Annotated in this window: 26 protein-coding genes and 1 pseudogene; 1 reads left to right on the forward strand and 26 read right to left on the reverse strand. The window is 72.0% G+C overall.

Features of this window, described 5'->3' with window-relative positions:
* Nucleotides 1-9: 9 nt before the first annotated feature.
* From K6U06_RS24615 to K6U06_RS05240, 17 genes and pseudogenes are all read right to left on the reverse strand, one after another.
* Nucleotides 10-303 (reverse strand): annotated as a pseudogene (locus K6U06_RS24615) (YlxR family protein); the annotation flags it as partial.
* Between the two features lie 35 nt (nt 304-338).
* Complete coding sequence (gene nusA, locus K6U06_RS05165; protein ID WP_262320836.1) at nt 339-1,793, reverse strand: transcription termination factor NusA; 1,455 nt, start codon at nt 1,791-1,793, stop codon at nt 339-341.
* Nucleotides 1,790-2,473: a ribosome maturation factor RimP gene (gene rimP, locus K6U06_RS05170; protein WP_262320837.1), complete on the reverse strand. Its 684-nt coding sequence runs from the start codon at nt 2,471-2,473 to the stop codon at nt 1,790-1,792. The genes nusA and rimP overlap by 4 nt, the downstream gene beginning before the upstream one ends.
* A gap of 217 nt (nt 2,474-2,690) precedes the next feature.
* The gene (gene proS, locus K6U06_RS05175) at nt 2,691-4,118 is read right to left on the reverse strand and encodes a proline--tRNA ligase (RefSeq protein WP_262320838.1); all 1,428 of its coding nucleotides are present in this window, start codon (nt 4,116-4,118) and stop codon (nt 2,691-2,693) included.
* Between the two features lie 58 nt (nt 4,119-4,176).
* Entirely contained in the window at nt 4,177-5,418 is a 1,242-nt protein-coding gene (locus tag K6U06_RS05180) for a GNAT family N-acetyltransferase (RefSeq protein WP_262320839.1), read from the reverse strand.
* Nucleotides 5,419-5,457: 39 nt separating this feature from the next.
* Nucleotides 5,458-6,699, reverse strand: a complete 1,242-nt coding sequence (gene ispG / locus K6U06_RS05185) for a flavodoxin-dependent (E)-4-hydroxy-3-methylbut-2-enyl-diphosphate synthase (protein ID WP_262320840.1) — start codon at nt 6,697-6,699, stop codon at nt 5,458-5,460.
* A 60-nt stretch (nt 6,700-6,759) separates the two neighbouring features.
* Nucleotides 6,760-8,085, reverse strand: a complete 1,326-nt coding sequence (locus tag K6U06_RS05190) for a M50 family metallopeptidase (RefSeq protein WP_262320841.1) — start codon at nt 8,083-8,085, stop codon at nt 6,760-6,762.
* A complete protein-coding gene (gene dxr, locus K6U06_RS05195) occupies nt 8,082-9,284 on the reverse strand; it encodes a 1-deoxy-D-xylulose-5-phosphate reductoisomerase (protein ID WP_410050989.1) in 1,203 nt (400 codons plus the stop codon). The genes K6U06_RS05190 and dxr overlap by 4 nt, the downstream gene beginning before the upstream one ends.
* Before the next feature lie 13 nt (nt 9,285-9,297).
* On the reverse strand, nt 9,298-12,033 hold the full coding sequence (locus tag K6U06_RS05200) for a phosphatidate cytidylyltransferase (protein WP_262320842.1): 2,736 nt from the start codon (nt 12,031-12,033) through the stop codon (nt 9,298-9,300).
* 119 nt (nt 12,034-12,152) lie between these two features.
* Nucleotides 12,153-12,722, reverse strand: coding sequence for a ribosome recycling factor (gene frr / locus K6U06_RS05205; RefSeq protein WP_262320843.1), 570 nt, complete (start codon nt 12,720-12,722; stop codon nt 12,153-12,155).
* On the reverse strand, nt 12,722-13,483 hold the full coding sequence (gene pyrH, locus K6U06_RS05210; RefSeq protein ID WP_262320844.1) for a UMP kinase: 762 nt from the start codon (nt 13,481-13,483) through the stop codon (nt 12,722-12,724). The genes frr and pyrH overlap by 1 nt, the downstream gene beginning before the upstream one ends.
* Before the next feature lie 86 nt (nt 13,484-13,569).
* On the reverse strand, nt 13,570-14,379 hold the full coding sequence (gene tsf, locus K6U06_RS05215) for a translation elongation factor Ts (RefSeq protein WP_262320845.1): 810 nt from the start codon (nt 14,377-14,379) through the stop codon (nt 13,570-13,572).
* Between the two features lie 163 nt (nt 14,380-14,542).
* Entirely contained in the window at nt 14,543-15,553 is a 1,011-nt protein-coding gene (gene rpsB / locus K6U06_RS05220) for a 30S ribosomal protein S2 (protein ID WP_316044688.1), read from the reverse strand.
* Between the two features lie 175 nt (nt 15,554-15,728).
* Complete coding sequence (whiG, locus tag K6U06_RS05225) at nt 15,729-16,571, reverse strand: RNA polymerase sigma factor WhiG (protein WP_410050990.1); 843 nt, start codon at nt 16,569-16,571, stop codon at nt 15,729-15,731.
* A gap of 80 nt (nt 16,572-16,651) precedes the next feature.
* Nucleotides 16,652-17,986: a DNA-processing protein DprA gene (locus K6U06_RS05230; protein WP_262320847.1), complete on the reverse strand. Its 1,335-nt coding sequence runs from the start codon at nt 17,984-17,986 to the stop codon at nt 16,652-16,654.
* Nucleotides 17,983-19,509: a YifB family Mg chelatase-like AAA ATPase gene (locus tag K6U06_RS05235; protein WP_262320848.1), complete on the reverse strand. Its 1,527-nt coding sequence runs from the start codon at nt 19,507-19,509 to the stop codon at nt 17,983-17,985. The genes K6U06_RS05230 and K6U06_RS05235 overlap by 4 nt, the downstream gene beginning before the upstream one ends.
* A gap of 110 nt (nt 19,510-19,619) precedes the next feature.
* Nucleotides 19,620-20,396, reverse strand: a complete 777-nt coding sequence (locus tag K6U06_RS05240; protein ID WP_262320849.1) for an enoyl-CoA hydratase/isomerase family protein — start codon at nt 20,394-20,396, stop codon at nt 19,620-19,622.
* 24 nt (nt 20,397-20,420) lie between these two features.
* Between K6U06_RS05240 and K6U06_RS05245 the strand changes: the two genes are divergently transcribed.
* Complete coding sequence (locus K6U06_RS05245) at nt 20,421-20,639, forward strand: hypothetical protein (protein ID WP_262320850.1); 219 nt, start codon at nt 20,421-20,423, stop codon at nt 20,637-20,639.
* Between the two features lie 16 nt (nt 20,640-20,655).
* Here K6U06_RS05245 and K6U06_RS05250 read toward each other — a convergent pair whose 3' ends face one another.
* From K6U06_RS05250 to rpsP, 9 genes are all read right to left on the reverse strand, one after another.
* The gene (locus K6U06_RS05250; RefSeq protein WP_262320851.1) at nt 20,656-21,861 is read right to left on the reverse strand and encodes a trans-sulfuration enzyme family protein; all 1,206 of its coding nucleotides are present in this window, start codon (nt 21,859-21,861) and stop codon (nt 20,656-20,658) included.
* The gene (locus K6U06_RS05255; protein ID WP_262320852.1) at nt 21,858-22,310 is read right to left on the reverse strand and encodes a YraN family protein; all 453 of its coding nucleotides are present in this window, start codon (nt 22,308-22,310) and stop codon (nt 21,858-21,860) included. The genes K6U06_RS05250 and K6U06_RS05255 overlap by 4 nt, the downstream gene beginning before the upstream one ends.
* Nucleotides 22,214-22,507, reverse strand: a complete 294-nt coding sequence (locus K6U06_RS05260) for a DUF2469 domain-containing protein (RefSeq protein WP_262320853.1) — start codon at nt 22,505-22,507, stop codon at nt 22,214-22,216. Before K6U06_RS05260 ends, K6U06_RS05255 begins: the two co-directional genes overlap by 97 nt.
* 103 nt (nt 22,508-22,610) lie before the next feature.
* Nucleotides 22,611-23,240: a signal peptidase I gene (lepB, locus tag K6U06_RS05265; RefSeq protein ID WP_262320854.1), complete on the reverse strand. Its 630-nt coding sequence runs from the start codon at nt 23,238-23,240 to the stop codon at nt 22,611-22,613.
* A gap of 63 nt (nt 23,241-23,303) precedes the next feature.
* Entirely contained in the window at nt 23,304-23,654 is a 351-nt protein-coding gene (gene rplS, locus K6U06_RS05270; RefSeq protein WP_262320855.1) for a 50S ribosomal protein L19, read from the reverse strand.
* A 75-nt stretch (nt 23,655-23,729) separates the two neighbouring features.
* Complete coding sequence (trmD, locus tag K6U06_RS05275) at nt 23,730-24,455, reverse strand: tRNA (guanosine(37)-N1)-methyltransferase TrmD (RefSeq protein ID WP_262320856.1); 726 nt, start codon at nt 24,453-24,455, stop codon at nt 23,730-23,732.
* A gap of 13 nt (nt 24,456-24,468) precedes the next feature.
* A complete protein-coding gene (gene rimM, locus K6U06_RS05280; RefSeq protein WP_262320857.1) occupies nt 24,469-24,945 on the reverse strand; it encodes a ribosome maturation factor RimM in 477 nt (158 codons plus the stop codon).
* Between the two features lie 26 nt (nt 24,946-24,971).
* Nucleotides 24,972-25,244, reverse strand: a complete 273-nt coding sequence (locus K6U06_RS05285) for a KH domain-containing protein (protein WP_262320858.1) — start codon at nt 25,242-25,244, stop codon at nt 24,972-24,974.
* A complete protein-coding gene (gene rpsP / locus K6U06_RS05290; protein WP_262320859.1) occupies nt 25,241-25,537 on the reverse strand; it encodes a 30S ribosomal protein S16 in 297 nt (98 codons plus the stop codon). Before rpsP ends, K6U06_RS05285 begins: the two co-directional genes overlap by 4 nt.
* Between the last annotated feature and the right edge of the window lie 62 nt (nt 25,538-25,599).

The following is a 25,599-nucleotide window of genomic DNA, read 5'->3' on the forward strand; positions in this document are numbered from 1 at the left end:
GTTGCTAGGTCAGTCCCTTCTCGGTGACGCCGCGCCCGGAGCGGGAGCGTCGTCCATCCTCTCACGTTCTTGCTGTGTCGTACGCAGCGCCCCGCTGGCACCGGTCGGAACCGGCGTGCGGAAGGCCCGGGAGAACCCGTTGCGCCGCTCGGCGGCCTCGAGGCACGAGGTCAGCGGCGGACCTCCGCGGTGTTCGGCACAGAGCCAGGCACCTCGGCCGGGACCCGGTCCAAGCACCAGCGTACCGTCCGCAGCCCGTCCTACTCGCACGAGTTCCGCGACGGCCCTCCTGGTCCGGCACCCGACGCAGGTACGGACCGGCCCGTCGGCCGTGCCGTTTACGGCTCCGACCCGGCCGGCGCCGCCGGCTCCGGGCCCTCGGCGACGCCCTCGCCACTCTCGACAGCAGGGGTGCCCAGCTCTTCGGCCGCAGGGGCGACCGACGGTGCCGCAGCGGCATCGACCGCAGCAGACCCGACCTCACCGGCAGAGCCGGCAGAGCCGGCAGAGCCGGCAGAGCCGGCAGACTCGCCAGAGCCGGCCCCCACGGCAGAACCACCAGCGCCAGCAGAGTCCGCTTCGGCGAGCGGGGCGGCGGACTCCGCGGCCTCCGCGGCCTCGATCCCCTCTTCGACGGTGTCGGTCACTATCTCCATGGCGGCTTCCTCGGCGGGCGCGCTGTCACCAGGCTCGCCTTGGGACCAGGCCTCGGCGGAGACAGTCTCGCCACCCTCGGCGGGCTGCCAAACCATCTCGCCGGTCTCGGGGTCTTCGACCCACTCCCCCTCCGCCCACTCCTGGTTGGCGTAGGCCTCCTCTTCGGCCATCTGGGTCTCGCTCTTGATGTCGATGCGCCACCCGGTGAGGCGGGCCGCCAGGCGGGCGTTCTGCCCCTCTTTGCCGATGGCCAGCGACAGCTGGAAGTCGTGGACGACGACGGTCGCGGTGCCGGTCAGGTCGTCGAGGTGGACCTCCTTGACCTTCGCTGGTTGCAGCGCTCGCATCACGAACTCGCGGGGCTCGTCTGAGAAGGGAACGATGTCGACCTTCTCGCCTCGCAGCTCGTTGGTGACCATCCGCACCCGGGCGCCGCGGGCCCCGACGCACGCGCCGACCGGGTCGACGTTGCTGTCGTTGGACCACACCGCGATCTTCGTGCGATGCCCCGGCTCGCGAGCCGCGGCCTTGATCTCCACGACACCGCTGGAGATCTCGGGCACCTCGAGCTCGAAGAGCCGCTTGATCAGCCCCGGATGGGTCCGGCTGACGACGATCTGAGGGCCCTTGGTGGTCTTGCGGACCTCGACGATGTACGCCTTCAGGCGGGCGCCGTGCTCGTAGCGCTCGTAGGGGACCTGCTCGGCCTGGGGCAGGAGGGCCTCCACCTTGCCGAGGTCGAGGAGGGTGTAGCGGTTGTCGCTCTGCTGGATGATTCCGGTGACGATGTCGCCTTCCCGGCCGGCGTACTCCTCGTATTTGAGGTCCCGCTCGGCTTCGTTGATCCGCTGGCGCATGACCTGCTTGGCGGTCTGCGCGGCGATGCGCCCGAAGTCCTTGGGCGTGACGTCCCACTCCCGGATGACGTTGTCGTCGTCGTCGACCTCCTGGCCGTAGACGCGGATCTCACCGGTCTCGGGGTCGACGGTGACGGTGGCGAACTCCTCCGCGTCGGGCATCCGCTTGTAGGCCGCCAGGAGCGCGTTGGCCAGCGCGTCGAGGAGAGTGTCGACGCCGATGCCCTTGTCCTTGGCGATCTGCTGGAGGGCGTCGAGGAAGGCGAACTGGTCTTTCATGGCGTGGCGTCCTTGGATGGGGAAGGGGCAGAGGATCGTGAGGTAGCGGAGGAGGGGGACGGTGTGGGCATCGAGGCGGTGGCCTCGCCCGGCGCCGCCGACGCGGGCTTCGAGCCGGCCCCAGCGAGCCCGGCCTCGGCGAGTCCCGCGTCGGCGCGCCCGGCCTTGGCGGGCTTGGGCGCCGCTTTGCGGGAAGGCTTTCCGGTCTTCGGGGTCGGGCCCCACACCAGCACCGTCTTGGCCCGGTCGATCACCTGGTAGGGCACGGCGAGGGCGGCCGCGTCCGCCTTGGCGTCGTCGAGGGCGATGAGGATGCCGTCGGCCTCCACGGCGTGGAGCGTGCCGTGCAGGCGCCGGCTGCCGGCTACCGGCTGGGTGGTCTTGACCGACACCGGCTGGCCGACGTAGCGGCGGTAGTGCTCAGGGGTGCGCAGGGTCCGCTCCACTCCGGGGCTGGAGACCTCCAGCTGGTAGGCGTCGGGGGGGACCAGGTCGGGGCGCTCGTCGAGCAGCGGGGACAGGGTGGCGCTGGCTGCGGACAGGGCGTCGAGATCGACGCCGCCGGGGCCGTCGACGAGGATACGAAGGAAGTCGGCACCGACCTCGACGTCCCACAGCTCCAGGCCGGCGGCCGCGAGAGGTGACTCGGCCAGGTCACGGATGGCTTCAGCCGGACCCATCACCACCTCCTCGTCGTCAAGGTCCGCAAACAAAAGCGTGGGCCCTGGGATCCTGCCGGCAGTCCGACCGGGAGCCCTCACCCACGCCTCCACAACAGCTGCCCTTGTTGGGCGCAGTCGTGCAGTATAGCCGCGAGAGGGCCTCGAACAGGCCGCGACGGGCCGGGCCGCCGGCCCGGACAGGAGCGCCAGGCGAGCCTCGGCGTCGCCCCCGACGTCAGTACGCCTTGGCCACCACTGCTCGCAAGCCCGGCTCGGGCGTCCCGCCGTCGTCGGGGGCGGCGTCGGTGGCCAGCGAACCGTCCGGCCGTTGGAGGCAGCGGACGCTCAGCCCGCTGGCCGCCAGGGTGGCCTCCCCCGACGCGCCGACCAGCTCCCAGGGAACCACCGCGAACCCGTCCTCGGCGGCGGCGGGGACGTCTTCGATGGAGGCGACGACCGTGGTCCGGGCTTCTCGCTGCGCCAGCGCGGACGACAGCAGATCGGCTTGGGCCGACACCAGGTCTGCGGCCACTTCGGAGGCGACGCCAGCGAGGGGAACCGCCCGCTTGGTCCCGTTGTCTCTCCGGACCAGGGTCACGTTGCCCTCCGCGAGGTCGCGGGGCCCGACCTCGACGCGCACCGGGACGCCCTTCAGCTCCCAGTCGACCGCCCGGCGCCCGAACGACACGTCGGTGCGGGCGTCGAGGCGTACCCGGTGGCCGCCGGCGCGCAGCTCCGCCACCAGCGCGTCGGCTGCGGCGCGGACCGCTTCGTCGTCGCGGATGACCAAGACGATCACCTCGACTGGGGCGAGGGCCGGGGGGAGGCGCAGGCCGCGGTCGTCGCCGTGGGCCATGATCAGCGCGCCGATCATGCGGGTCGACGCGCCCCACGACGTCTGCCACGCGTACTGCTGCGCGCCGGTCTCATCGGAGAACTGGATCCCGAACGCCTTGGCGAAGTTCTGCCCCAGCTCGTGGCTGGTGCCCATCTGCAGGGCCTTCCCGTCGCCCATCATCCCCTCGCAGGTCCACGTCTGGGTGGCGCCGGCGAAGCGCTCCCGGGCGGTCTTGTGGCCGATCAGGACAGGGATGGCGAGGACGTCGACCATGGTCTGCAGGTAGACGTCGTTGAGGATCTGGAGGGCGTAGGCCCTGGCGTCGGCCTCTGTGGCGTGCGCGGTGTGGCCTTCTTGCCACAAGAACTCGGAGGTCCGCAGGAACAGGCGGGGGCGCAGCTCCCAGCGAACCACGTTGGCCCACTGGTTGACGAGGAGGGGCAGGTCCCGGTAGCTCTGCACCCATTTGGCGATGAAGCTGTTGATGACGGTCTCGGAGGTCGGGCGGACCACGACCGGCTCCTCGAGTTGCTTGCCGCCGCCGTGGGTGACGACCGCCAGCTCGGGGCTGAACCCCTCGACGTGCTCGGCTTCGCGCTGCAGGTACGACTGGGGGATGAACAGCGGGAAATAGGCGTTCTCGGCGCCGGCGTCTTTGATCCGCCGGTCCATCTCGGCCTGCAAGCGCTCCCAGATCGCGTAACCCCACGGCCGGATGACCATCGTGCCCCGCACCGGGCCGTTGTCGGCCAGTTCGGCGCGGGCGATGACGTCTTGGTACCAGCGGGGGAAGTCCGTGGCGCGTGGGGTGAGCGGCGAGGCCATGGCCTGAGAAGCTACAGCGGTTGGGAAAACGGGCGCCGCGGCGCCCCGCCGGGCCGGCTCAAAAGCCGGTGCCCGAGAACGGCCCCGGCACCGTCGCGAACAGTCGGTCGGCAACGGCGGCGGCGCCGGCCCGCTCCTCGTCCAGCCGCCCCGCGGCGGCCAGGGTGGTGGCGTTGACGCCTCCCAGGTACAGGGCCCCCAGCTCGGCGAGCCCGAGGCGCACGTCGGTGGCGTCGCCGGGGCCGGCCTGGGTGCACGACACGCCGTCGGGGCCGGCGTCGAGGACCCAGCGCCCTGCCGCGGGGTCGGGCCGGTCGTCGAGCCTCGCGACGTCGAGCACCAGGCGGCCGGGCTGGTGGTAGGCGCGGGCGGTGAGGGCGGCGGGGGTGTCGAGGAGGCGGATCCAAAGGAAGTCGTCGATGCGGGTGGTGCGCACCCCGCGAGGCTCGGCCAGCCGGTAGCGGATCGGGTCGTCGAGCGGGCGGGGGAAGGCGGTGATCTCGTCGACCAGGTCGAGGTCGAGCACGAAACGCCAGAGGGCGGCCTCGATCTCGGGGTTCTCGGCGTAGAGGTCCCGGACCTCGACCCGGCCCGGGGTGCCGGTGCGAGAGTCGCGCTCCTTGCCGCGGTAGGCGACGAACCCGCCGTCGGTCACCGCGTACATGCGGGCGCTCATCCCGCCCCGGTACGACGGGAGGTCCCGGATCAGCCCGGACCAGGTCGCGTCGTCGCGCGACACGTCGCCGGCTCGCCGGCGGCGGAGCCGGTCGTGCAGGTCGGGGAGCACCTTGGCCGCCTCCTCCGGCTCGAGGAGCTCGATCGGGACGGGGGCGGGGTGCAGGTCGTGGCGGAACGCGTTCTGGCGTACGTCGATGGCCACCGCGGCGGCGGAGGTGGCCAGCCCGAAGCCGAACCGCCCGTAGATGTGGGACTCCGATGCGAGGAGCCCGGCGAAGGCCTCGCCCCGCTCGCGGGCGTCGTCGAGCATGGTCGTCATCATCCGCCGCAACAGGCCCTGCCTCCGGTGAGTGGGGTGGACCCCGACGCCGCTGACCGCAGCGAAGGGCACCGCCGGGCAGTCCCCGCCTGCCGGCCCGGGGACGGTCACGTCCCGGGAGAACACGCAGCAGTTGCCGACGACCCGGCCTCGGTCGTCGGCCAGCCACGAGCGGCCCAGCTCCAGGTGAGGCGCCCAGTGGGCGACGGCATCGTCGTTGCCGGCCTCCAGGAACGGGACGATGACCGACCGGATGAAGGCCTCCTGCTCACCGTCGCGCATGGCTCGTATCTCAGCTGGCATGCGGACCAGTCTTGCTTCCGGCGCGGGGCCGGCGACGACCTATTTGGCTTCGCCGTTCCTGCGCTCGTCGAGGTGCTTGTCGATCAGCTGGACCTTGGCCTCGCTGTTGTTGGCGTCGGCTCCCTTGTCGTCGAGGAGCGCCATCCGGTCCTTCTCGGCTTCCGCGGCGGCGCCGCTGTCGGCCGCCGCGAGGCGGGCCGCGACGCCTTCTTTCACCAACTTCTCGGCCTCCTCGACCAGAGCCGACACCATCTCCGCCTCGGGAACCACCCTCACGATCTGACCCTGGATGAACAGGTGGCCGCGGTGCTTGCCCGCCGCGATCCCTAGGTCGGCGCTGCGGGCCTCGCCGGGGCCGTTCACCACGCAGCCCATGACCGCCACCTGGAGGGGGATCTGCTTGCCCTCGAGGGCGTCCATGGCTTCCTGGGCGACCTTGTAGACGTCGATCTCGGCCCGGCCGCAGGCGGGGCAGGCGATCAGGTCGACGTTCTTGCGCTCCCGCAAGCCGAGGGCCTCGAGCAGCACCCGCCCGGCGCGGGCCTCCTCGACGGGGTCGGCGGTCAGCGAGTAGCGGATGGTGTCGCCGATCCCCTCGGAGAGCAGGGTGGCGATCCCGGCGGTGGCCTTGACGGTCCCCGCCGGCGGCGGGCCGGCCTCGGTGACACCCAGGTGGAGGGGGCGATCCACCGTCTCCGACAGCTGCCGGTATGCCTCGATCATGAGCGGCACGTTGGACGCCTTGACCGAGATCTTGACGTCGTCGAAGTCGACCTCGGCGAACAGGGCCAGCTCGTGCTGGGCCGACTCGACCAAAGCCTCGGGGGTGGCCTTGCCGTACTTCTTGTAGAGCCGAGGGTCGAGCGAGCCGGCGTTGACGCCGATGCGGATCGGCACGCCCCGGTCCTTCGCCTCCTTCGCCACCAGCTTGATCTCCTCGGGTTTGCGGAGGTTGCCGGGGTTGAGGCGCAGGCAGTCGACCCCGGCCTCCAAGGCGGCGAGGGCCATCTCGACGTGGAAGTGGATATCGGCGACGATCGGCACCGGGCTGCGAGGCACGATGCGGGCCAGTCCCTCTGCAGCCTCCTTCTCGTTGCAGGTGCAGCGCACGATGTCAGCGCCCGCCGCGGACAGCGCGTAGATCTGCGCCAGGGTTCCCTCGACGTCCGCGGTCTTGGTGATGGTCATCGACTGCACCGAGATCGGTGCGTCCCCACCGACCGGCACGGAGCCGACCATGACCTGGCGGGTGCGACGGCGGGGGTACCGGGTGTCTGGCATCGGTATCCGATGCTACCGCTGCCTGCTCGTTTGCCCGTCCGCGCCGCGCTTTGCGCCGGTTCAGCTGACCAGGTCGCGGATGTCGAGGAACAGCGAGGTGGCGCCGAGGAAGACGATGGCGGCCAACGCCAGGTAGAACAACGGCACCAGCTTGCCGACGTCGGCTTGGTAGCGCCGGCCCCGGATCCGGCTACGGACACCTTCGTAGACGGCGATGGCCACGTGGCCGCCGTCTAGGGGCAGCAGCGGGATGAGGTTGAAGATACCGAGCGACAGGTTGATGATGGCGAGCAGCCACAGCACCGTCGGCAGACCGTTTTGGCCCGCTTGGTGGAACAGCTGGACCACCTTGACCGGCGACGCGAACCTCACGCTGCTCGGCGTGACGCTGTCGGCGGCCTTCTGGCTGGTCAACATGTGGGCGTAGTCGGAGATCCCGTGGAACGTGACCAGCCGGCCGAGGGCGTGGAGGGTGAGCGCCGAGACGTGGACCCACGCCCCGCCGGCCTCGCTGATCGACGCGCCCAGCCCGCTGTGAACGACCACCGACGGGTTGATCTCGATGCCCAAGAAGCCGGTCGGCGCGGTGACCTTCGGCAGGCCGGTAGTGCCGACGCCGGATGGGGTGACCTTGGAGAGGTCGACTGGGGTCGGGTACAAGTCGACCTTCGCGCCGGCCCGCTCGACGGTCACATCGAGGCGCTGGCCGGGGTGGGCCTTGATGTAGCCGGTGACCTCGTCCCACGTGGCGAAGCGGTGGCCGTCGACGGCGACGATGCGGTCGCCCAGCTTGAAGCCGGCCTCCTGCGCCGGGCTGGCCCCCGTCGTCAGCCCGTCGATGCCGACGATCTTGGCGCTGCCGGGGATGGTCGGCAGGGGCAGGTAGTTGGCTTGGTCGCCGGTCCAGAAGAACATGGAGAACAGCACGACGATGGCGATCAGGAAGTGCATCGCGGAGCCGGCCAGCGCCACCGACAGGCGGCGGGGCACCGACTTCTGGCGGTAGGTGCGCGCCTCGTCGAGGGGGTCGACCTCCTCCAGGTTGTTCATGCCGATGATCCGGCAGTACCCGCCGAGCGGGAGCGCCTTGACGCCGTATTCGGTCTCCCCTCGCCGCACCGACCACAGCCGGGGCCCGAACCCGACGAAGAACTCGGTGACCTTCATCTTCGCGGCCTTGGCGGTGAGGAAGTGGCCGAGCTCGTGGAGGACGATGCAGACCAGGAGCGCCCCCACGAGGAGCACCGTCTCGCCGACCCCGGCTAGGAAGCCCACGGTGATGACCGCAGCAACGACCAGCACCAGCCGGAGGAGGGCGGCCGGCTGGCCGGCGGCGGCCGGCTCCTCGGTGGGAGGCGGCGGCAGACGGTCGAGGGAGGTGGTCACCGGAGCCGGGCCGTCGACCGGCGCTGGACCGCAGCGGTCGCCAGCTCACGTCCGGTGGCGTCGGCGTCGAGCACGTCGGTCACGCTAGTGGGGTCGATCGGCGAGTAGTCGTCGAGCGCGTCGTTGATCACTGCTGGGATATCGACCCACCGGATCCGGTGGTTGAGGAACGCGTCGACGGCCACCTCGTTGGCTCCGTTGAGGCACGCCGGGGCGGTGCCGCCGGCCCGGCCGGCGGCGTAGGCCAGCCCCAGGCAGGGGAAGCCGGCCCGGTCCGGTGGTTCGAAGTCCAGCCGCCCGAGGGCGCCCCAGTCGATCGCCCCGAACGGGGCGGCGATCCGGTCCGGGTAGGCCAGGGCGTAGCCGATCGGCAGGCGCATGTCGGGCAGCGACAGCTGGGCCAGGGTGGCGCCGTCGGTGGTCTCGATCATGGAGTGGACGATCGACTGTGGGTGCACCACGACGTCGATGGCGTCGTAGTCGACTCCGAAAAGCTCGTGGGCTTCGATGACCTCTAGCCCCTTGTTCATGAGCGTCGACGAGTCGATGGTGATCTTGGGTCCCATCGACCAGGTCGGGTGGGCCAGGGCGTCCTCGACGGTCACCTCGGCCAGCGACACGGTGGGGCGACCGCGGAACGGACCGCCGCTCGCGGTCAGCACCACCCGGGCCAGGCGGTGCCCGGCGGGAAGCGCCGGTAGCGCGGCCATCGCGTCGGTGCCGAGCACCGCTCGGAGGCACTGGTGCACCGCGCAGTGCTCGCTGTCCACCGGGACGATCTCCGCGCCGGGAGTCGCCCTGGCCGCCTGGACGACGGGTCCGCCGGCGATGAGCGACTCCTTGTTGGCCAGGGCCAGGCGACGACCGGCGTTGAGGGCGGCGAGGGTGACCGACAGTCCCGCAAAGCCGACCACCCCGTTGACCACCACGTCGGCGTCGGTGGCGATGGCCGCGAGGGCGTCAGGTCCGGCGAGCACCTCGGTGCCTTCGGGGACCCGCTCCTCGAGCTCCCTGGCCAGCGACTGGGTGGCGATGGCCACCCGCTCGGGGCGCAGCTCATGGGCCTGGGCGACCAGGGCGTCGACGGAGCGGAACGCGCCTATGGCTCGCACGTGGTACTCCCCTGGCGTGGCTCGGATGACGTCGACCGACTGGGTCCCGATGGACCCGGTCGAGCCCACCAGGCTGACCGTCTTCAGTGGAGCACCGGCCTCAGCGCACGACGCCGAAGTACGACGCCAGGTAGAACGCCGCCGGCAGCACCAGGAGCACCGAGTCGAACCGGTCGAGGACGCCGCCGTGACCAGACAGCAGCGACCCGGAGTCCTTGACGTCGAGATCCCGTTTGATCATCGACTCGAACAGGTCGCCGATCGGGGCGAGGATCGCCACCACCACGCCGAGCAGGAGACCGTGCTTGGTCCCTCCCCACGGGCTCAGCGAATGGCCGACCGCGAGGCCGACGACGATTGCGGCCACGCCGCCGCCGATGGCTCCCTCCAGGGTCTTGGTGGGGCTCACCCTCGGGGCGAGAGGGCGCGAGCCCATCTGCCGTCCGACGAAGTACGCCACGATGTCCGCGGCGACCGCGGGCAGGACCGCCCCGAGGAACAGGCCCTTGCCGTGGTGGGCCCGCAGCAGCAGCGCTGCGTAGGAGCCGAGCACCCCTACCCACGTGAACGCGGTCAGGGTCACTGCCACGTTGGCCAGCGGTCTAGCCTCGACTATGCCGAGGAGGTACCAGAGCATGCTGGCGATGAAGACCAGGGCGATGATCAGCGGGAGCGCTCCTGCGCCCCGCCAGTAGGCCCCGAACATCAAGCCGACGGTCGCCACCAAGCCGAGCAGCGTGGCCGGGCGGAACCCGGAGCGCTGCAGCATCCCGTACACCTCGATGGCCGCTGCCACCACCACGGCGGTGGCCAGCACGAGGAGGGCGACGGGGCCCACCGCGTAGGCGATCACCAAAAGCACGATCAGCCCGAGACCGACGCCCAGACGGGAACCGAGGTCGGCGCCAGCGCCGCTGCCCCGAGGCCCGGAACCACCGCCGGGCGCCCGGGGAGGGCGGGGCTCGCGTGGGGGTCGGGACCGGATCGGGCGGGCTGCCCTGGCGCCGACGGCGGCGGGCTCAGCCGCCTCGTCGAGGTCGGCGAAGTCGTCGAAGTCGTCGTCAATGTCCGCGACGACGGCCCGGTGCGACCCCGACCGCTCTTCCTCCAGCCGCTCGAACTCCTCGTCGAAGGAGTAGAGGTCGGAGTGCTCGGTGCGGGTCTGGTCGAGGGCGCCGAGGCCGACTTCGTCGTCGACCAGGTCGGAATACTCGGTGGGATGATCCCACCCTCCTGTGGCGTCGTCGCGCCAGCGAGTGCCGGAGGCACCGAGGGCTTCCCACGCGGCCAGGTCGTCGTCGGCGGGGCCGGGCAAGATGCGCGGTACCTCGCCGGTCGGGGGGTCGGTCCAGTGCGGCAACTCGGTGCCGAAGCCTCCGGTCACGGTGATCCCTTCCTCGGGCTGGTGCAACTCGTTGGGGTCGGGTTCGGCAGCGCCGGGTATCCCGCCGCTGGCCGGTGCTGCTTCCTGGGCGGCCCAGGACGGACCGGCCGCGGACGGGCCCGAGTATGACGGGCCGGTATACGACGGGGCGGTGTACAACGAGCCGGGGTCCGGCGCAGTCCGCCCCGGCTCCCCGGGCCCCGGATCGGACGGGCCGGGGGATGAAGGCCCGGCGGCTGGGTCTGCGACGGATCGGTAGACGGCGGACCCTTCACCAGGGGCGGCGGGTCGGTCAACGCCGGGTCGGTCGGCGGAACCCGAACCGAAGGCTGACGGGCGCTCGCTCCACGGGCCTTCATAGGCGGGTGCCGGTGGCGGCGCCGGCGCCGGCTGATATCCAGGCACCGACCAGGCTGCGTCCTCGGATGTGCCCGTCGCCGGCCACGGGGCGGACGCGGGTTCGCCACCAGACAACGGTCGGTCGCCGGCGGCAGCTCCCGACGTCCAGGCGGGGGCCGGCTGCCCGGGTGCGGGCTCGGCACTCGAGGCCGGGTACCCGCCGGCCGGCGGCTGGGGGTACCCGATGGAGGCCCCTCCGCCGGCGGCTGGCATGTCGGGGGGCTGAATGCCGAGGGCGGCCGATTCGGCCGCGGCCGGGTCGGCCAGGCGACGCAGCTCGGAAGGCGGTAGGCGCGGTTCGGACGGCAGGCGCGGTTCGGGCGGCAGGCGGGGCTCGGGCGCCAGGCGGGGCTCGGGCGCCAGGCGCGCCTCGGCGGCCATCGCGACGGTCGGATCGGCGCCGGCGGGCGCCGCCGACGCGGCCGGAGCGGCTGGAGCGGCCGGCTCGAAAGAGATGGCCTCCTGCACCGCGGTGGGCTCATCGGCCGCGAGGGACTCCTCCACGGAAGACCCGCCAACCGCGGACTCGCCGGCTGCGCTCGGTTCGACCACCGCGCTCGGTTCGACCGCAGCGCTCGGTCCCACCGCCGCAGCAGGCTCGGCCGACGCAGCAGGCTCGGCCGACGCAGCAGGATCGGCCGACGCAGCAGGATCCGCTGGGCTGGCCGGGTCGGGGACGCTCGGCTCGGCGTTGGCTATCGCGGGAGCGGGCCCCTTGCGCCGCTGCCACGGGCGAGGATCGTGCGCCTCCTCGGGGCTCACCGCCCGACCACGGGCGACGGGGAGGGTGTGCTCACCCCGGGCCGGCTGGACGATCGGCGGGCGGGGCACCGCCGCCGCCGGGTCGACCGAATCGGGCAGAGGGAAGCGGTGGGGCGGGCGGGGACCCGACGGCGCCGGCGGGACGTCACCGAAGCGCAACTCGTCCTCGGAGCGTCGCCCGGCTGCCTGCCCGGCGTCGATGGCGGCCTGGGCCTCCTCCGGCTTGATGATGCGGACTCCCTCGCCGGAGCGCCGCTCGCCTCGATCGTCTCTGTCGCTGCGTTCGCTCATGTCACCACCTCGTCACGCTGGGGCCCTGGCCTGGCTGCTGCGCTCGGCGTCTCGCACTTCGTGCCCACGTATTACCTCCTCGCCCAGGTCGGTTGGCGCCAGCATGCGCCGGCCGCACCTCAGACCTCGAGCAACTCGCCTTCTTTGTGTTGGAGCAGACGCTCGATCTCCGCGATCCGCTCCTGGGTGACCCGCTCCAGCTCCTTCTCAGCTCGCTCCAGCTCGTCGGAGGAGATCTCGCCGTCCTTCTCGAGGGCTTCTAGGTCCTTGCGGGCCGCGCGGCGCAAGTTGCGGACCGCGACCCGTCCCTCTTCGGCCTTGGCGTGGGCCACTTTGACCAGGCCTTTGCGCCGCTCCTCGGTGAGCGGCGGGAACGACAGTCGGATGCTCGCGCCGTCGTTGTTGGGATTGACTCCCAGGTCGGAGGTCTGAATCGCCTTCTCGATGGCTTTGAGCGACCCCTTGTCGTACGGGGTGATGAGAAGGGTCTTGGCCTCTGGAGCCTGGATCCCGGCCAGCTGCTGGAGGGGGACGTCGGAGCCGTAGTACTCCACCCGCAGCTTCTCGACCAGAGCGGGGGCGGCCCGGCCGGTCCTCAGGCTGGAGAACTCAGACTGGATGTGCTCGATGGCCTTGGCCATCTTCTCCCGCCCGTCCTCGAGCACCGCGTCGACGTAGCTCTCGTCCATCAGTGGATCAGCGTACCGATCCCGCCCCCGCCGATGGCGCGACGCAGGTTGCCGGGCTCCATGATGGAGAAGTAGACGATCGGCAGGGAGTTCTCCTTGCAAAGCGTGATCGCGGTGAGATCCATGGCCCGGAGGTCCTCGCTGATCACCCGGTCGTAGGTGGCCTCCTCGATACGGGCCGCGTCGGGGTGGGTCCTCGGGTCGGCGTCGTAGATGCCGTCGACACCGCTGTGAGTGCCCTTCAACAGCACCTCGGCGTCGATCTCGATGGCCCGCAGTGCGCCGGCGGTGTCGGTAGTGAAGAACGGGTTGCCGGTCCCGGCTGCGAACACCACCACCCGCGACTTCTCGAGGTGGCGGATGGCCCGCAACCGGATGTAGGGCTCGGCGATCTGGGACATCCCGATCGCGGTCTGCACCCGGGTCGGCTGCCCCTGACGCTCGAGGGCGTCGCGCAGCGCCAGGGCGTTGATCACGGTGGCCAGCATCCCCATGTAGTCGGCGTTGGCCCGGTCCATTCCCGTCGCCGATCCGGTGGCGCCCCGCCAGATGTTGCCGCCGCCGACAACCACGGCCATCTGCACGCCGGTCTCGGCGCACACCTCGGCGATCTCCTTGGCCACCCGCTCGACGGTGGCACCGTCGATCGTCTCATCGGCCGCGTCGCTGGCGAACGCCTCGCCGGAGAGCTTCAGGAGCACCCGCCGGTAGGGCGACGACGTCCCAGGTCGGTCGGACGGGCTGCCTTCTTCACGATCCACGGTACGTCCACCCTAGTGGGCAGGCACCCGGCTGGGGGCGTGGCCGGGACTCCGGCGAGCCCCGGCGAGAAGGCAGCCCGCCCGGCTCAGCCTTCGATGACCGCCTGAGCGAAGTTGACCACGGTGGCCCCGGCTAGCACCTGGCTCACCGTCTGCTTGTCGTCTTTGGCGTAGGGCTGCTCGAGCAGCACGCCGCCAGGCACCCGCTTGTACCAGCCGTTGAGCTTGCCCTCGACGATCTTGGGCAACGCCGCCTCCGGCTTGCCCTCGTTGCGGACCGCGGCCTCGAGCACTTCCCGCTCGGCCGCAACGGCCTCGGCGGGGACCTCGTCCCGGCTGAGGTACTGGGGCTTGCCGAACGCGATGTGGACCGCGATGTCGTGGGCCAGTTCGGCGGTGCCGCCGGCCAGCTCAACGATGACGCCGTTGACGCCCCGCCCGTTTTGAACGTGGAGGTAGGTGTCGAGGACGTTGCCCTCGCCAACCTCGAAGCGGGCGACCTTGCCGACCTCGATGGGCTCCTTGACCACGATGCGCAGGTCGTCGAGCTGGTCCTTCTTGGCCTCGACGGCGCCCTCCCCGTCAGCGGCCACGGCCTCAGCGAGCTCGCTCAGCAGGCTCACGAAACCGGGGGACTTGGCCCCGAAGTCGGTCTCGCACTTGAGCTCGACCAGCGCACCCGCCTTGCCGTCAGGGGTGACGGCGACCGCGACCCCGCCCTGGGTGGCGTCGCGCCCGGCGCGCTCCGCGGCCTTGCCGAGGCCGCGCTCGCGAAGCCACTTGGTGGCCTCCTCCATGTCGCCGTCGTTCTCGGTGAGGGCCCGCTTGGCGTCCATCATGCCGGCGCCGGTGGCGTCGCGGAGGGCCTTGACGTCCTTGGCGGTGAACTCTGCCATTCTCCTACTGCTCCTTGGTCGGCCGCCCGGCGTGGGGGCGGCGCTGGTGTCCTGCACGGGGGTCCGTGCTGGTCGGGTGATGCGGGCTGGTACCCGCCGCCCGTACCGGGCGGCGGGCGGTCGCCGACGGCCGCTCAGCCCGAGGCTGGGGCGGCCCGGCGGGTCAGCTTGCGGACGGGTCGGCCGCGGGCGCCTCAGCAGCCGGCGCCTCAGCAGCCGGCACCTCAGCAGCCGGCACCTCGCCAGCAGGGGCCGCGGGGGCTGCGGCGGCGGGCGCCTCGGCCGCGGGGGCTGCGGGCGCTGCTGCGGTGGTCCCCTCGCCGTCGGCCTGGATGCGGGCCGCGGACAGCCGGGCCTCGCGCTCCGCCGCCTGGATGGCCGCCTGACGGCGAGCCTCCCGCTGCTGCTCGGCGCGGCGGGCCTCCTCCTCCGGATCGAACGGGGCGGGGGCTGCGGGCACCGGGGCGCCGCTGCGGGCGGCGCGCCGGGACGCGATGTAGCGGCCCTCTTCGACGGCGTCGGCGATGACCCGGCACATCAAGGTCCCGGCCCGGATCGCGTCGTCGTTGCCCGGGATGACGTACTGGATGAGGTCGGGGTCGCAGTTGGTGTCGACCACCGCCACGATCGGCAGCCCGAGCTTGTTGGCCTCGGTGACCGCGATGTGCTCCTTCTTGGTGTCGATGATGAACACCGCTTCGGGGAGCTTGCCCATGTTGCGGATACCGCCCAGGTTGCGCTCCAGCTTGTCCAGCTCGCGCGACAGGATCAGCGCTTCCTTCTTGGGCATCGCCTCGAAGTCGCCGGCCGCCCGCATGCGCTGGTACTCCTGCATCTTCTTCACCCGCCCGGCGATGGTGTTGAAGTTGGTGAGCATGCCGCCGAGCCAGCGCTCGTTGATGTATGGCATGCCGCACTTGGCGGCGTAGCTGGCGACGGGATCCTGGGTCTGCTTCTTGGTCCCGACGAAGAGGATGTTGCCGCCGTCGGCGACCAAGTCCCGGACGTAGGAGTAGGCGACCTCGATGCGCTCCAGCGTCTGGTTGAGGTCGATGATGTAGATGCCGTTGCGCTCACCGAAGATGAAACGGCGCATCTTCGGGTTCCAACGGCGGGTCTGGTGCCCGAAGTGGACACCTGCTTCCAGCAACTGACGCATCGTGACGACGGCCACGGGGGCTCCTTTTCCATCGGTTGATCGGTGATGCCCGGCGACCGCGCCGCTGCCGGGTGGCAGTGACGACCGTGGGTGCCGCCGGGGGGATCGTGCTCCCCGCCTGTTCGGGGAGGCCCGTCAATGGTAGCGCAGGGTGCCTCGCTGGCCGCCCCGGGATGCGCCAGGACCGCCCTCAGGCGGATTCGCGCTCCGCCATGAGCATCCGGCCCCGGAGCTGGAGCACCGCCTTGGTGTGGATCTGGCAGACCCGGCTCTCGGTGACGCTGAGTACCTGGCCGATCTCCGCCAGCGTCAGGCCCTCGTAGTAGTAGAGGGAAAGCACGACCTTTTCCCGGTCGCCGAGGCGGTTGATAGCGCCGGCGAGGATCTGCTTCATCTCTTCGACCTCGTAGGCCATGACCGGGCCGGTGCCCTTGTCTGGGAGGGTGTCGCCGAGGGTCGTCGACTCGTTGCGCTCCCCGCCGCCGCCGGAGACCACCTCGTCGAGAGCCACGATGCCGACGAAGGAGATCTGGGTGAAGATCTGCTGCAGCTCGGCCTCGGTGATGCCCAGCTCGGCGGCCACCTCCTCGTCGGTGGGGGTCCGAAGCAGGATCCCTTCCAGCTTGGCGTAGGCCCGCTCGACGGAGCGGGCCTTCGCTCGCACCGACCGGGGCACCCAGTCGATCGAGCGCAGCTCGTCGATGATCGCCCCCTTGATCCGAGTGATGGCGTAGGTCTCGAACTTGATCTGCCGGTCAGTGTCGAACTTGTCGATGGCGTCGATCAGCCCGAACATGCCGTAGCTGACCAGATCCGACTGCTCTATGGTGTGGGGCAGCCCGACTGCCACCCGGCCCGCGACGTACTTGACTAGCGGGGCGTAGCGCAGAATCAGCTGGTCGCGGAGCAGCTTCTCGCCGGTCCGCTTGTAGTCGGACCACAGCCGGGCCACCGCCTCCAACTCCTGCTGACGGGCCGCTGCTTCTTCAGGGTCCGGTTCCGGGTAGGAGGTTCCACCTCGCCCCTTGGTCACGCCAGCCACATGGGGAGGCTATAGGACCACGGCGCGGAGTGCGGGCCGCTACTGGCGGCGCGTATCCCCGCAGGCCGCCGTCACTCCCTCCGGCCGCCGCCACCGGCCGTCCGCTGCCACCACCCGCGGTCCTCGGTGAACAGGCCTTGGGCAGCCAGCTCCTCGAGGATCCGGCCGACCGATCCCACCGGTCGGCCTGCTCTCTCGACGATGCGGCCGAGCGACGTCGGCCGCCAGCCCACGGCTTCGAGCACCTCCCCGTGCGGGCCGTCCGGGCGGCCCAACGGTCGGGGGGATCGCAGTTCCGGACCGACAGACGGCGGCGGCGGCGACGACGGCGGATCATCGGAGCACGACTGGGGCGGAGCCGGACCGCCGGCGGACGGCGGCGGGGCGGGGCGGGCCGGGTCCAGGCGCAACTGCTCCGGGCGGGCGACGGGCGCTGGGCGGCGCCGGCCGCTGCGCCGGGGGCGGTGGTCCACCAGGCCGAGCGCGTCGAGGACGTCAGCGGCGTCGCGCACCGGGCCGGGACCGTCGTAGAGAAGCTGGTTGCTGCCGGCGGCGAAGGGGGCGTGGACCGGGCCGGGCACCACCCGGACCTCGACGCCCCGGTCGATGGCCTTGTCGGCGGTGATCAGCGATCCGCCGGTGACGTGGGACTCGACGACTACGACCATGTCCACCAGCCCGGCGATCACCCGGTTGCGGGCCGGGAACCGCCAGGCCTGGGCCGGGCGGCCCGGCGGCGTCTCGGAGACGACCGCGCCGGCGGCGGCCACCCGCTCCCACAGCGCAGCGTGGCGGGCCGGGTAGGCCACGTCCACCCCGCTGGCGGCCACGCCCACCGTCGAACCGGTGCCGGAAGGGGCCCCGGGCGCGTCCAGGGCCCCCAGGTGGGCGGCGCCGTCGATCCCGAGCGCCAGGCCCGACACGACGCACACGCCGGCGCCGGCCAGGTCCCGGCCGAGGTCGTAGGCGCTGGCGCGGCCGTCGGGCGAGCACCGTCTGGTCCCGACCACAGCCACGCAACGGCTCTCCAGGCGCCCCAGGTCGCCGCGCCAGAACAGCACCCCCGGCGGTTCCGGATCGCTGAGCAGCCGCCGGGGGTAGCGAGGATCAGCCGGCCAGGTCACGCCGATCCCCCGCCGCTGCCAGGCATCCCACCAGCGCTCGAGCGGCGCGCCCGCGGCCGCGGCGGCCCAGCTGAGCCGGGGGCCGGCGCCCCCCGACGAGCCTCGGGCGGGTGGCCGCACGATCTCCCCGCGCCGCACCGAGTCCCAGATGTCCGCCGGCGCGCCGCGCTCCAGCAGAGCGCACAGGGTGGCCGGACCCATCCCGGGAAGGGCGGCGAGCGCCCCCGCGTACGCCCCCTGGGCCAGTCGCCACCCGCCACTCCCCGTCGCCGAGGCGGTCACGACGCCACCACCTCGAAGGTGAACGGCTCGGCCCGCAGGGCCAGCGCGGCGTGAACCGCTTCCTCGTCGATCGGCCCCGGACCGCCTTGCAGGTCGGCGAGTGTCCTGGCCACCCGCCGGACCCGGTGCAAGCCTCGCGCCGACAGCCGACCCTGGCGGAGGCGGACCTCCAGCAGGCGCCGGCCTGACGGGCTGAGGGGGGCGAGGTCGTCGAGCCGAGCCGCGGGGATCTCGGCGTTGGACGCCACCCCCCTATCGGCGGCCTGCTGGCGGGCCCGCGCTACTCGCCCGGCGACCGTCGAAGTCGACTCGCCGGGCGGCCGGGCGCCGGCTGGCGCGATGAGGTCGGTGACGTCGGGTCGCTCGACCCCGACGCGCAGGTCGAAGCGGTCGAGCAGTGGGCCCGACACCCGGGCCGCGTATCGGGTCCTGGAGGCTTCGCTGCAGCGGCACCCGCCTGGGGAGCCGTCTCCGCCGCAGGGGCAGGGGTTGGTGGCCGCCACCAGCAGGAAGCGGGCCGGGAAGCTGACCGCGGCCCGGGCCCGGCACACCAGGACCCGCCCCTCCTCGAGCGGCTGGCGCAACGTGTCGAGCACGTCGGCGGGGAACTCGGCCAGCTCGTCGAGGAAGAGCACCCCTCGATGGGCACAGCTGATCTCGCCGGGGCGCATCCGGGCCGTCCCGCCGCCGACGAGCGACACGGTCGACGCGGTGTGGTGGGGAGCCCGGAACGGCGGCCGGGTGACCATGACCCCGGCCGGCAACCGCAGCCCCGCGGCAGAGTGGATGCGGGTGACCTCGAAGGCGTCGTCGGGTCCCAGATCGGGCAGCAAACCCGGCAGCCTCCTGGCCAGCATGGTCTTACCGGCCCCGGGAGGACCCACCAGCAGCAGGTGGTGACCGCCGGCGGCCGCGACCTCGAGGGCCAGACGACCGAGCGGCTGGCCCCGCACGTCACACAGGTCCCCCTCGCCCGCCGGCCGCGACGGCGCGGGCAGCGCCGGGACCGGGGACCAGCCGTCGTCGCCTCGCAGGGCGGCGACCACCTGCCGAAGGCTGCTGGCGGCCAGCACCCGAGGCCGGCCGACCACGGCCGCCTCCGCCGCGGCGTCGCGACCGACCACGACCGCTCCGGCTCCTATCGCCGCGGCCAGCGCGACGGTCCCGTCCACCCTCCGGACGCTGCCGTCGAGCCCCAACTCCCCTATGAACCCGCAGTCGGTCACCGCCTCGGCTGGGAGCTGGCCGGCCGCGACGAGGGTGGCCACGGCGATGGGTAGGTCCAGCCCGGAGCCGATCTTGCGCTGCCCGGTCGGGGCCAAGTTGACCGTGACCCGCTTCTGCGGCCAGGCCAGGCCGCTGGAACTGAACGCGGCGCGGACCCGGTCCTTGGCTTCCCGGCACGAGGCGTCGGGCAACCCGACGATCGAGAACTGCGGTAGCCCGGTCGTCACGTGGACCTCGACGCGGACGGTCAGGCCGTCGACCCCGATGAGGGTGGCGGACGGTACGGCGGCGAACATGGGTCCTCCCGGAGACGGCGGATGCGGTGGGAGGGGCCGTGCGCCGGCCGCCGAGCGACGCCTACCAACCTACGGGCGGGGTGTGACCGTCCCCGGGCGGAGCCGCGGGTTCAGCGTCCGGGGAACTCCGGCGGTCGCTTCTCGAAGTAGGCCTTCATCGCCTCGCGCACGTCGCCGGTCGAGAAGTTGTACGCCTGGGCTGCCGCCTCTGCGTCGAGGGCCTGGTCCACCGAGCTGGTCAGGCTGTCGTTGAGCAGCTGCTTGGACAGCGACAAGGCCAGCGGCGGCCCGGCAGCGAGGCGCCCGGCCCAGTCGGCGACCGCCTCGTCGAGCTCGTCGTGGGGCACCACCTTGTTGACCAGGCCCATCGCCGCAGCGTCGTCGGCGCTGAACATGTCGGCCAGGAGGACCATCTCCTTGGCCTTGTGCATCCCGACCAGCCGGGGCAGCAGCCACGACCCGCCGAAGTCGATGCTCAACCCCCGCTTGGCGAAGATCTGCGAGAACCGGGCCCGCTCGGACGCGATAACCAGGTCGCAGGCCAACGCCAGGTTGGCGCCGGCGCCGGCCGCGACGCCGTTAACCCGGGCGATGGTCGGTTTGGGCAGGCGGATCAGGGCCAGCGCAGCCTCACCGACGCGGCGCATCACTGTCAGCGGCGGGGCGGCCCGCTCGCCGCCTGCGATCGATGCCATATCCGCGCCGGAGCAGAACGCATCCCCCGCCCCGGTGACCACCAGGACCCGGTCGTCGTCGCTGGCCGCGACCTCGCGGAGGATGGAGAGAAGATCGGGCCACATCTCGGCGGTGACGGCGTTGTAGCGCTCCGGCCGGTTGAGGGTCAAGGTGACCACGCCACCCGCCCGCTCGACGAGGAAGGGTTCCATGCCGGCGAACGGTAGCGTCCGGCCGTGCCCGAACACGGCGAAGGCGCAGCGGAGACCCCGGTCACCGTCCGGTTCGTCCACCCGTTCCAGGCCACCAAACGCTACGTGTGCCCGGGCTGCCAGCAGGAGATCCCTCCCCGCACCGGGCATGTGGTGGTCGTTCCTGCTGGGGACGTGGCGGCCCGGCGCCACTGGCACCGCTCGTGCTGGGAGCAACGCCACCGCCGCCGCCCGGGACGCTGACCGGGCGGCCGCCGGGTTAGGACAGCGCCGCGTCCAGGTCGTCCCACAAGTCGTCGACGTCCTCCACCCCGACCGACAGCCGCAGCAGTCCGGGCGGAAGGTCCCCCTCGCCCGACCACCGACCGCGCCGCTCGATGAGGGTCTCGACGCCGCCCAGGCTGGTCCCGGCGGTGGCCAGCTGGCATTTGAGGGCCACCGCCTCGGCCGCGTCGGCGCCTCCGACCACCTCGAACGCGAGCATGGCGCCGAACCCCGACATCTGCCGGGCGGCGAGGGCGTGACCGGGATGGTCCGCCAGACCCGGGTAGCGCACACCGGTCACCCGGGGGTGACCCCGGAGCCTCCCGGCGAGCTCCGCGGCGTTGGCCTGGCACCGCTGCATACGCACGTCGAGGGTCCGGATGCCCCTCAGGACCAGCCACGCCTCCCACGGCCCGGGGATGCCTCCATGAAGCGACCGGCGCGTCGTGAGCGACGCGAGGACGTCGTCTCGGCGGGTCGCGGCCACGCCGAGCACCACATCGGAGTGGCCGGCCAGCCACTTGGTCGCGCTGTGCACCACGACGTCGGCGCCTAGATCGAGCGGTCGTTGCAGCAGCGGCGTGGCGAAGGTGTTGTCGACCGCGACGTCCAACCCCATCTCGTGAGCGCCGGCGGTGAGCGCCTCGAGGTCGGCGATAGCCAGCAGCGGGTTGGTCGGCGACTCGAGCCACAGCAAGCCGCCAGCGCCGAAGCTGCCCGGCGCGCCCGACGGCCGGCCGGGCGCGGCGGCGACCTCGCTGCATGCGTCGAGGGTGGCCTCGGTGTCGGCGATGTCGACGGTGCGGAACCTCAGCCGCCCTCGGCCGGCGACGTCGGAGAGGTACCGGCGGGTGCCGTTGTAGGCGTCGGCGGCGATCACCACCCGCCCGGGGACCGGGAGGCACTCGAACACCGCGGAGATGGCCGCCAAGCCCGATGCGTACGACAGGGCCTGGCCGCCTTCGAGGCCGCCGACGGCGTCTTCGAGGGCTTCCCAGGTCGGGTTGCCGTCCCGGCCGTACATCAAGTCGCCACCCTGGTGGAACGTCGACGACAAGACGATGTCGGGGTTGAGAGGGCCGCCCGGCGACCGGGGAGGACGCCCGAGGTGCACCGCCAGCGACGCCGGGGCCAGCGCCGAACCCGGCGGCCGAGGAGGTGGAGAAAGGGGACGGCGCGGTCCCTCGTCGTCGATGCTCAAAATGCCCCCTCGATCAGCTCTACCTGCTCACCCATGACCGCGGCCACGTCGAAGCGGATCTCCCGGGGCCGCGGCCCGTCCCACTCGGCGAGCCATCGGGCCGCCAGCCGGCGGATCCGGGCCCGTTTCTGGTGGTTGACGGCTTCTGCCGGCACCCCGAACGCGGTAGAGGTGCGGGTCTTCACCTCGCAAAAGACCAGCGAACGGCCCTGCCGGGCGATCACGTCCAGCTCCCCGTCTCGGCAGCGCCAGTTGCGGGCCACGATCTCGTAGCCGTGGTCTCGGTACCACCCGGCGGCCAGCTCCTCGCCGGCCGCTCCGAGGGCGCGGCGCTGCCCGGCGTCGACGATGACTACAGCTCCTTCTCGGGGAGCTCCTCGACGTTGACGTCTTTGAAGGTCACTACCCGCACCGACGACACGAACCGGGCGGGCCGGTACATGTCCCACACCCAGGCATCGCCCAGCTCGATCTCGAAGAACGTGCGGCTGCCCTCCCCCTTGGCCTCCATCTTCACGTCGTTGGCCAGGTAGAAGCGGCGCTCGGTCTCCACGACGTACCGGAACATCGGCAGGACAGCCCGGTACTCCTGATACAGCTGGAGCTCGATCTCGGTCTCGTAGCGCTCGAGGTCCTCAGCGCTCATCGCCGCTGGTCCCTTGTCATCGCTGCCGACCGCAGACCCGGGGTGCTCATGGCCCCATGGTAGGACCTGGCGATGGGCTCGGCGGAGGATCGCCCGGCGCCGCTCACAGCGCCGGTGAGGGGAGAGTCAGAAACGACAACCGGGTCGGCGGCCACACCCGCCACACCGCCCGCCCGACGACCGAACTGCGCTTGATCGCACCGAACACCCGGCTGTCCTCGCTGTCGCCGCGGTTGTCGCCCATGACCCAGAGGGTCCCGGCGGGGATCCGGTACGGGCCGAAGTTGGATGTGAGCGTGCCGGGTGCCAGGTACGGCTCGCGCAGCAGCAGCCCGTTGATGTACACCCGGCCGTTGCGACCTTCGACGGTCTCGCCGGGCAGCGCGATCACCCGCTTGATCAGCACCGAGGAGTCGTCGACCAGCCCGATGGCCTTGCCGAGCGAGCTGAGAAAGTGGCCCACCGGATTCCCCGACGACGACCCGGGAGGGAGGACACCGGGCGGCGCCTTGAACACGACCACGTCGCCGCGCCGAGGGGCGTGGAGGTGGTAGGAGAGCCGGGACACCACCACCCGGTCGTTGATCTGCAGGCCTGGTTCCATCGACGCGGACGGGATGTAGTAGGCCTCGGCGACGAAGCTGCGGACCAGTACTGCCACCACGACGACGATGACCGCCAGCACCAACGCCTCCGCGGTCCGCCGGCGGCGGGTGATGGCGGTGCTGGTCACCCCGGGATGATCAGGCCGTCAACGCGCTGCGAACGCCTGCACGTGTCCGACCGACGCGAGCCGTCAGCGGACGACGCGCTTCTCCTTGATCTTGGCGGCCTTGCCGGTGCGGTCACGCAAGTAGTACAGCTTGGCCCGGCGGACGTCGCCGACGGTGAGCGGCTCGATCTTGGCGATGACCGGTGAGTGGAGCGGGAACGTCCGCTCGACGCCGACACCGAAGCTCAGCTTGCGGACGGTGAAGGTCTCCCGCAGGCCGCTGCCCTGCCGGCGGATGACCGCCCCCTGGAAGATCTGGACCCGCTCGCGGGTGCCCTCGACCACCCGGACGTGAACCTTCAAGGTGTCGCCGGGGGCGAAGTCGGGGACATCGTCGCGAAGGCTGTCGCGGTCAACGAGATCGGTGGGGTTCATGACTGAGGGCTCCGTAGCTGCGGGGGACATCTCAGGATAGAGGATCGGGGAGGGGGACGGCGATCGGGGCGCCGTTCAGGCCTCCAGCCCGAATTCCGCGAGCAGCGCGACCTCCTCGGGGGTGGCGCCGCCCCGGGCCGCCCACAGGTCCGGGCGGCGGTCGCGGGTGCGGGCCAGGGACTGCGCCCTCCGCCATCGGGCCACTCGGCCGTGGTCGCCTGACCGCAGAACCTCGGGCACGTCCCAGCCCCGGAAACTGGCCGGGCGGGTGTAGTGCGGGTACTCGAGGAGCCCGTCGGAGAAGCTCTCCTCCTCCGCGGAGCTCTGGTTGCCCATCACTCCCGGCACCAGCCGGGTGACCGCCTCGACCACGACCAGCGCCGCGACCTCCCCGCCGGAGAGCACGAAGTCGCCGAGCGACAGCTCGCCGTCGACCAGGTGATCGGCGATGCGCTGGTCGACACCTTCGTAGCGACCGCAAAGCAGCGAGAACCCGGGCCCGGCGGCCAGCTCCCGGGCCCAGGACTGATCGAATCGTCGGCCGCCGGCGCCGAGCAGCAGCAGGGGTCTTGGGACCGGGGCCGCCTCGACCGCGGCGAACACCGGTTGGGGGGCGAGGACCATCCCGGCGCCGCCGCCGAAGGGGCTGTCGTCGACGGAGCGGTGGGGGTCGGTCGCGGCCGAGCGCAGGTCGGTGACGCCGAGGTCGAGCAGCCCGGCCCTGCGGGCCTTGCCCATCAGGCTGGCGTCGAGCCAGGGGGCCACCAGGTCGGGGAAGATGGTGAGGATCCGGATGCGCATGGCAGCGGGCGGCTCAGAGATCGTCGAACAGCCCGGCGGGGGTGTCGACGCGGAGCAGTCCCGGCTCGCGTCCCACGACGAAGCGCAGCGGGACCAGCGCGCCGGAGTCGAGGACCAGCAGGTCGCTGGCCGGGTTGGACTGCACGTCGGTGACCGCGCCTCGCTCCACCCCGCCGGCGTCGAGCACCCGGCAGCCGATCAGCTCGTGGACCCAGAAGGCGTCGGGATCGTCCATCGGGGCGGCTCTGAGCACGGTGCCCCGGAGCGCTTCCGCCGCGCTGCGCCCGGTGATCCCGGCGAAGGTGACCACGAAGCGACCGGCGCCGGCGCCGCCGGGAGCCGGTGCCGACGCGGTGACCTCCAGCGGGCCCCGGTCAGTTTCCAGGACTGAGCCGGGAGCGACGCGCTCGTCGCGGTTGGTGGTGAGGGCCACCACCACCTGGCCTCGCAGGCCGTGCGCCCTGACGATGGTGCCGACCTCGAGCAGCATGCCCGGTCGCCCTTCGGGGGGAGCGCTCAGTCGACGATGTCGACGCTGACGTCGACGCCCTCGCGGGCGCCCGCGGCGCGCACCACACTGCGGATCGACTGGGCGATCCGGCCCCGCCGGCCGATGACCTTGCCCATGTCGTCGGGGGCCACCGACAGCGACAGCTTGACGCCGTTGCGGGTCGGGCTGGACTCGATGCTGACCTGCTCAGGCCCGTCGACCAGGTGGGTCGCCAGGTAGGTGAGGACCGCCGTGGCCCGGGGGGCCTCGGGGACGTCGGAGTCGACCGTCTCGCTCATTGGTCGGCGGCCGGGGCAGCGGCGAGCGGCTTGACGCCGGTCTTCCACTGCTCGATGGCGCCGGACTGGGTCAGGAGCCGGGTCACGGTGTCGGTCGGCTGGGCCCCCTCCGACAGCCAGTGGACGGCGCGGTCGTTGTCGATGAGCACCCGCGACGGCTCGATGCGGGGCTCGTAGGTCCCGAGGATCTCGATGAACCGGCCGTCGCGAGGCGAGCGGCTGTCGGCGGCGACGACCCGGTAGACGGGCTGCTTCTTCTTTCCGATCCGCATGAGGCGGAGTTTGACGGCCATAGTGTGTGGATTCTCTTCCTGGTCTCTGGATCCAGCCGGCGGCAGGAACCCGGGCTGGTCTG

Origin of the sequence: Acidiferrimicrobium sp. IK, assembly GCF_025499425.1 — a bacterium.
Classification (GTDB): domain Bacteria; phylum Actinomycetota; class Acidimicrobiia; order Acidimicrobiales; family Palsa-688; genus Acidiferrimicrobium.

Coding starts and splice junctions, on each gene's coding strand:
- ispG (WP_262320840.1), bottom strand. CDS start 6,699: ATGCCAGACACCCGGTACCCCCGCCGTCGCACCCGCCAGGTCATGGTC.
- rplS (WP_262320855.1), bottom strand. CDS start 23,654: ATGAACCCCACCGATCTCGTTGACCGCGACAGCCTTCGCGACGATGTC.
- tsf (WP_262320845.1), bottom strand. CDS start 14,379: ATGGCAGAGTTCACCGCCAAGGACGTCAAGGCCCTCCGCGACGCCACC.
- K6U06_RS05180 (WP_262320839.1), bottom strand. CDS start 5,418: ATGCCAGCTGAGATACGAGCCATGCGCGACGGTGAGCAGGAGGCCTTC.
- K6U06_RS05240 (WP_262320849.1), bottom strand. CDS start 20,396: ATGGAACCCTTCCTCGTCGAGCGGGCGGGTGGCGTGGTCACCTTGACC.
- K6U06_RS05260 (WP_262320853.1), bottom strand. CDS start 22,507: ATGAGCGCTGAGGACCTCGAGCGCTACGAGACCGAGATCGAGCTCCAG.
- K6U06_RS05200 (WP_262320842.1), bottom strand. CDS start 12,033: ATGAGCGAACGCAGCGACAGAGACGATCGAGGCGAGCGGCGCTCCGGC.
- frr (WP_262320843.1), bottom strand. CDS start 12,722: ATGGACGAGAGCTACGTCGACGCGGTGCTCGAGGACGGGCGGGAGAAG.
- proS (WP_262320838.1), bottom strand. CDS start 4,118: ATGGCCTCGCCGCTCACCCCACGCGCCACGGACTTCCCCCGCTGGTAC.
- nusA (WP_262320836.1), bottom strand. CDS start 1,793: ATGAAAGACCAGTTCGCCTTCCTCGACGCCCTCCAGCAGATCGCCAAG.
- trmD (WP_262320856.1), bottom strand. CDS start 24,455: ATGCGCATCCGGATCCTCACCATCTTCCCCGACCTGGTGGCCCCCTGG.
- K6U06_RS05235 (WP_262320848.1), bottom strand. CDS start 19,509: ATGTTCGCCGCCGTACCGTCCGCCACCCTCATCGGGGTCGACGGCCTG.
- rpsP (WP_262320859.1), bottom strand. CDS start 25,537: ATGGCCGTCAAACTCCGCCTCATGCGGATCGGAAAGAAGAAGCAGCCC.
- rimM (WP_262320857.1), bottom strand. CDS start 24,945: ATGCTGCTCGAGGTCGGCACCATCGTCAGGGCGCACGGCCTGCGAGGC.
- rimP (WP_262320837.1), bottom strand. CDS start 2,473: ATGGGTCCGGCTGAAGCCATCCGTGACCTGGCCGAGTCACCTCTCGCG.
- K6U06_RS05285 (WP_262320858.1), bottom strand. CDS start 25,244: ATGAGCGAGACGGTCGACTCCGACGTCCCCGAGGCCCCCCGGGCCACG.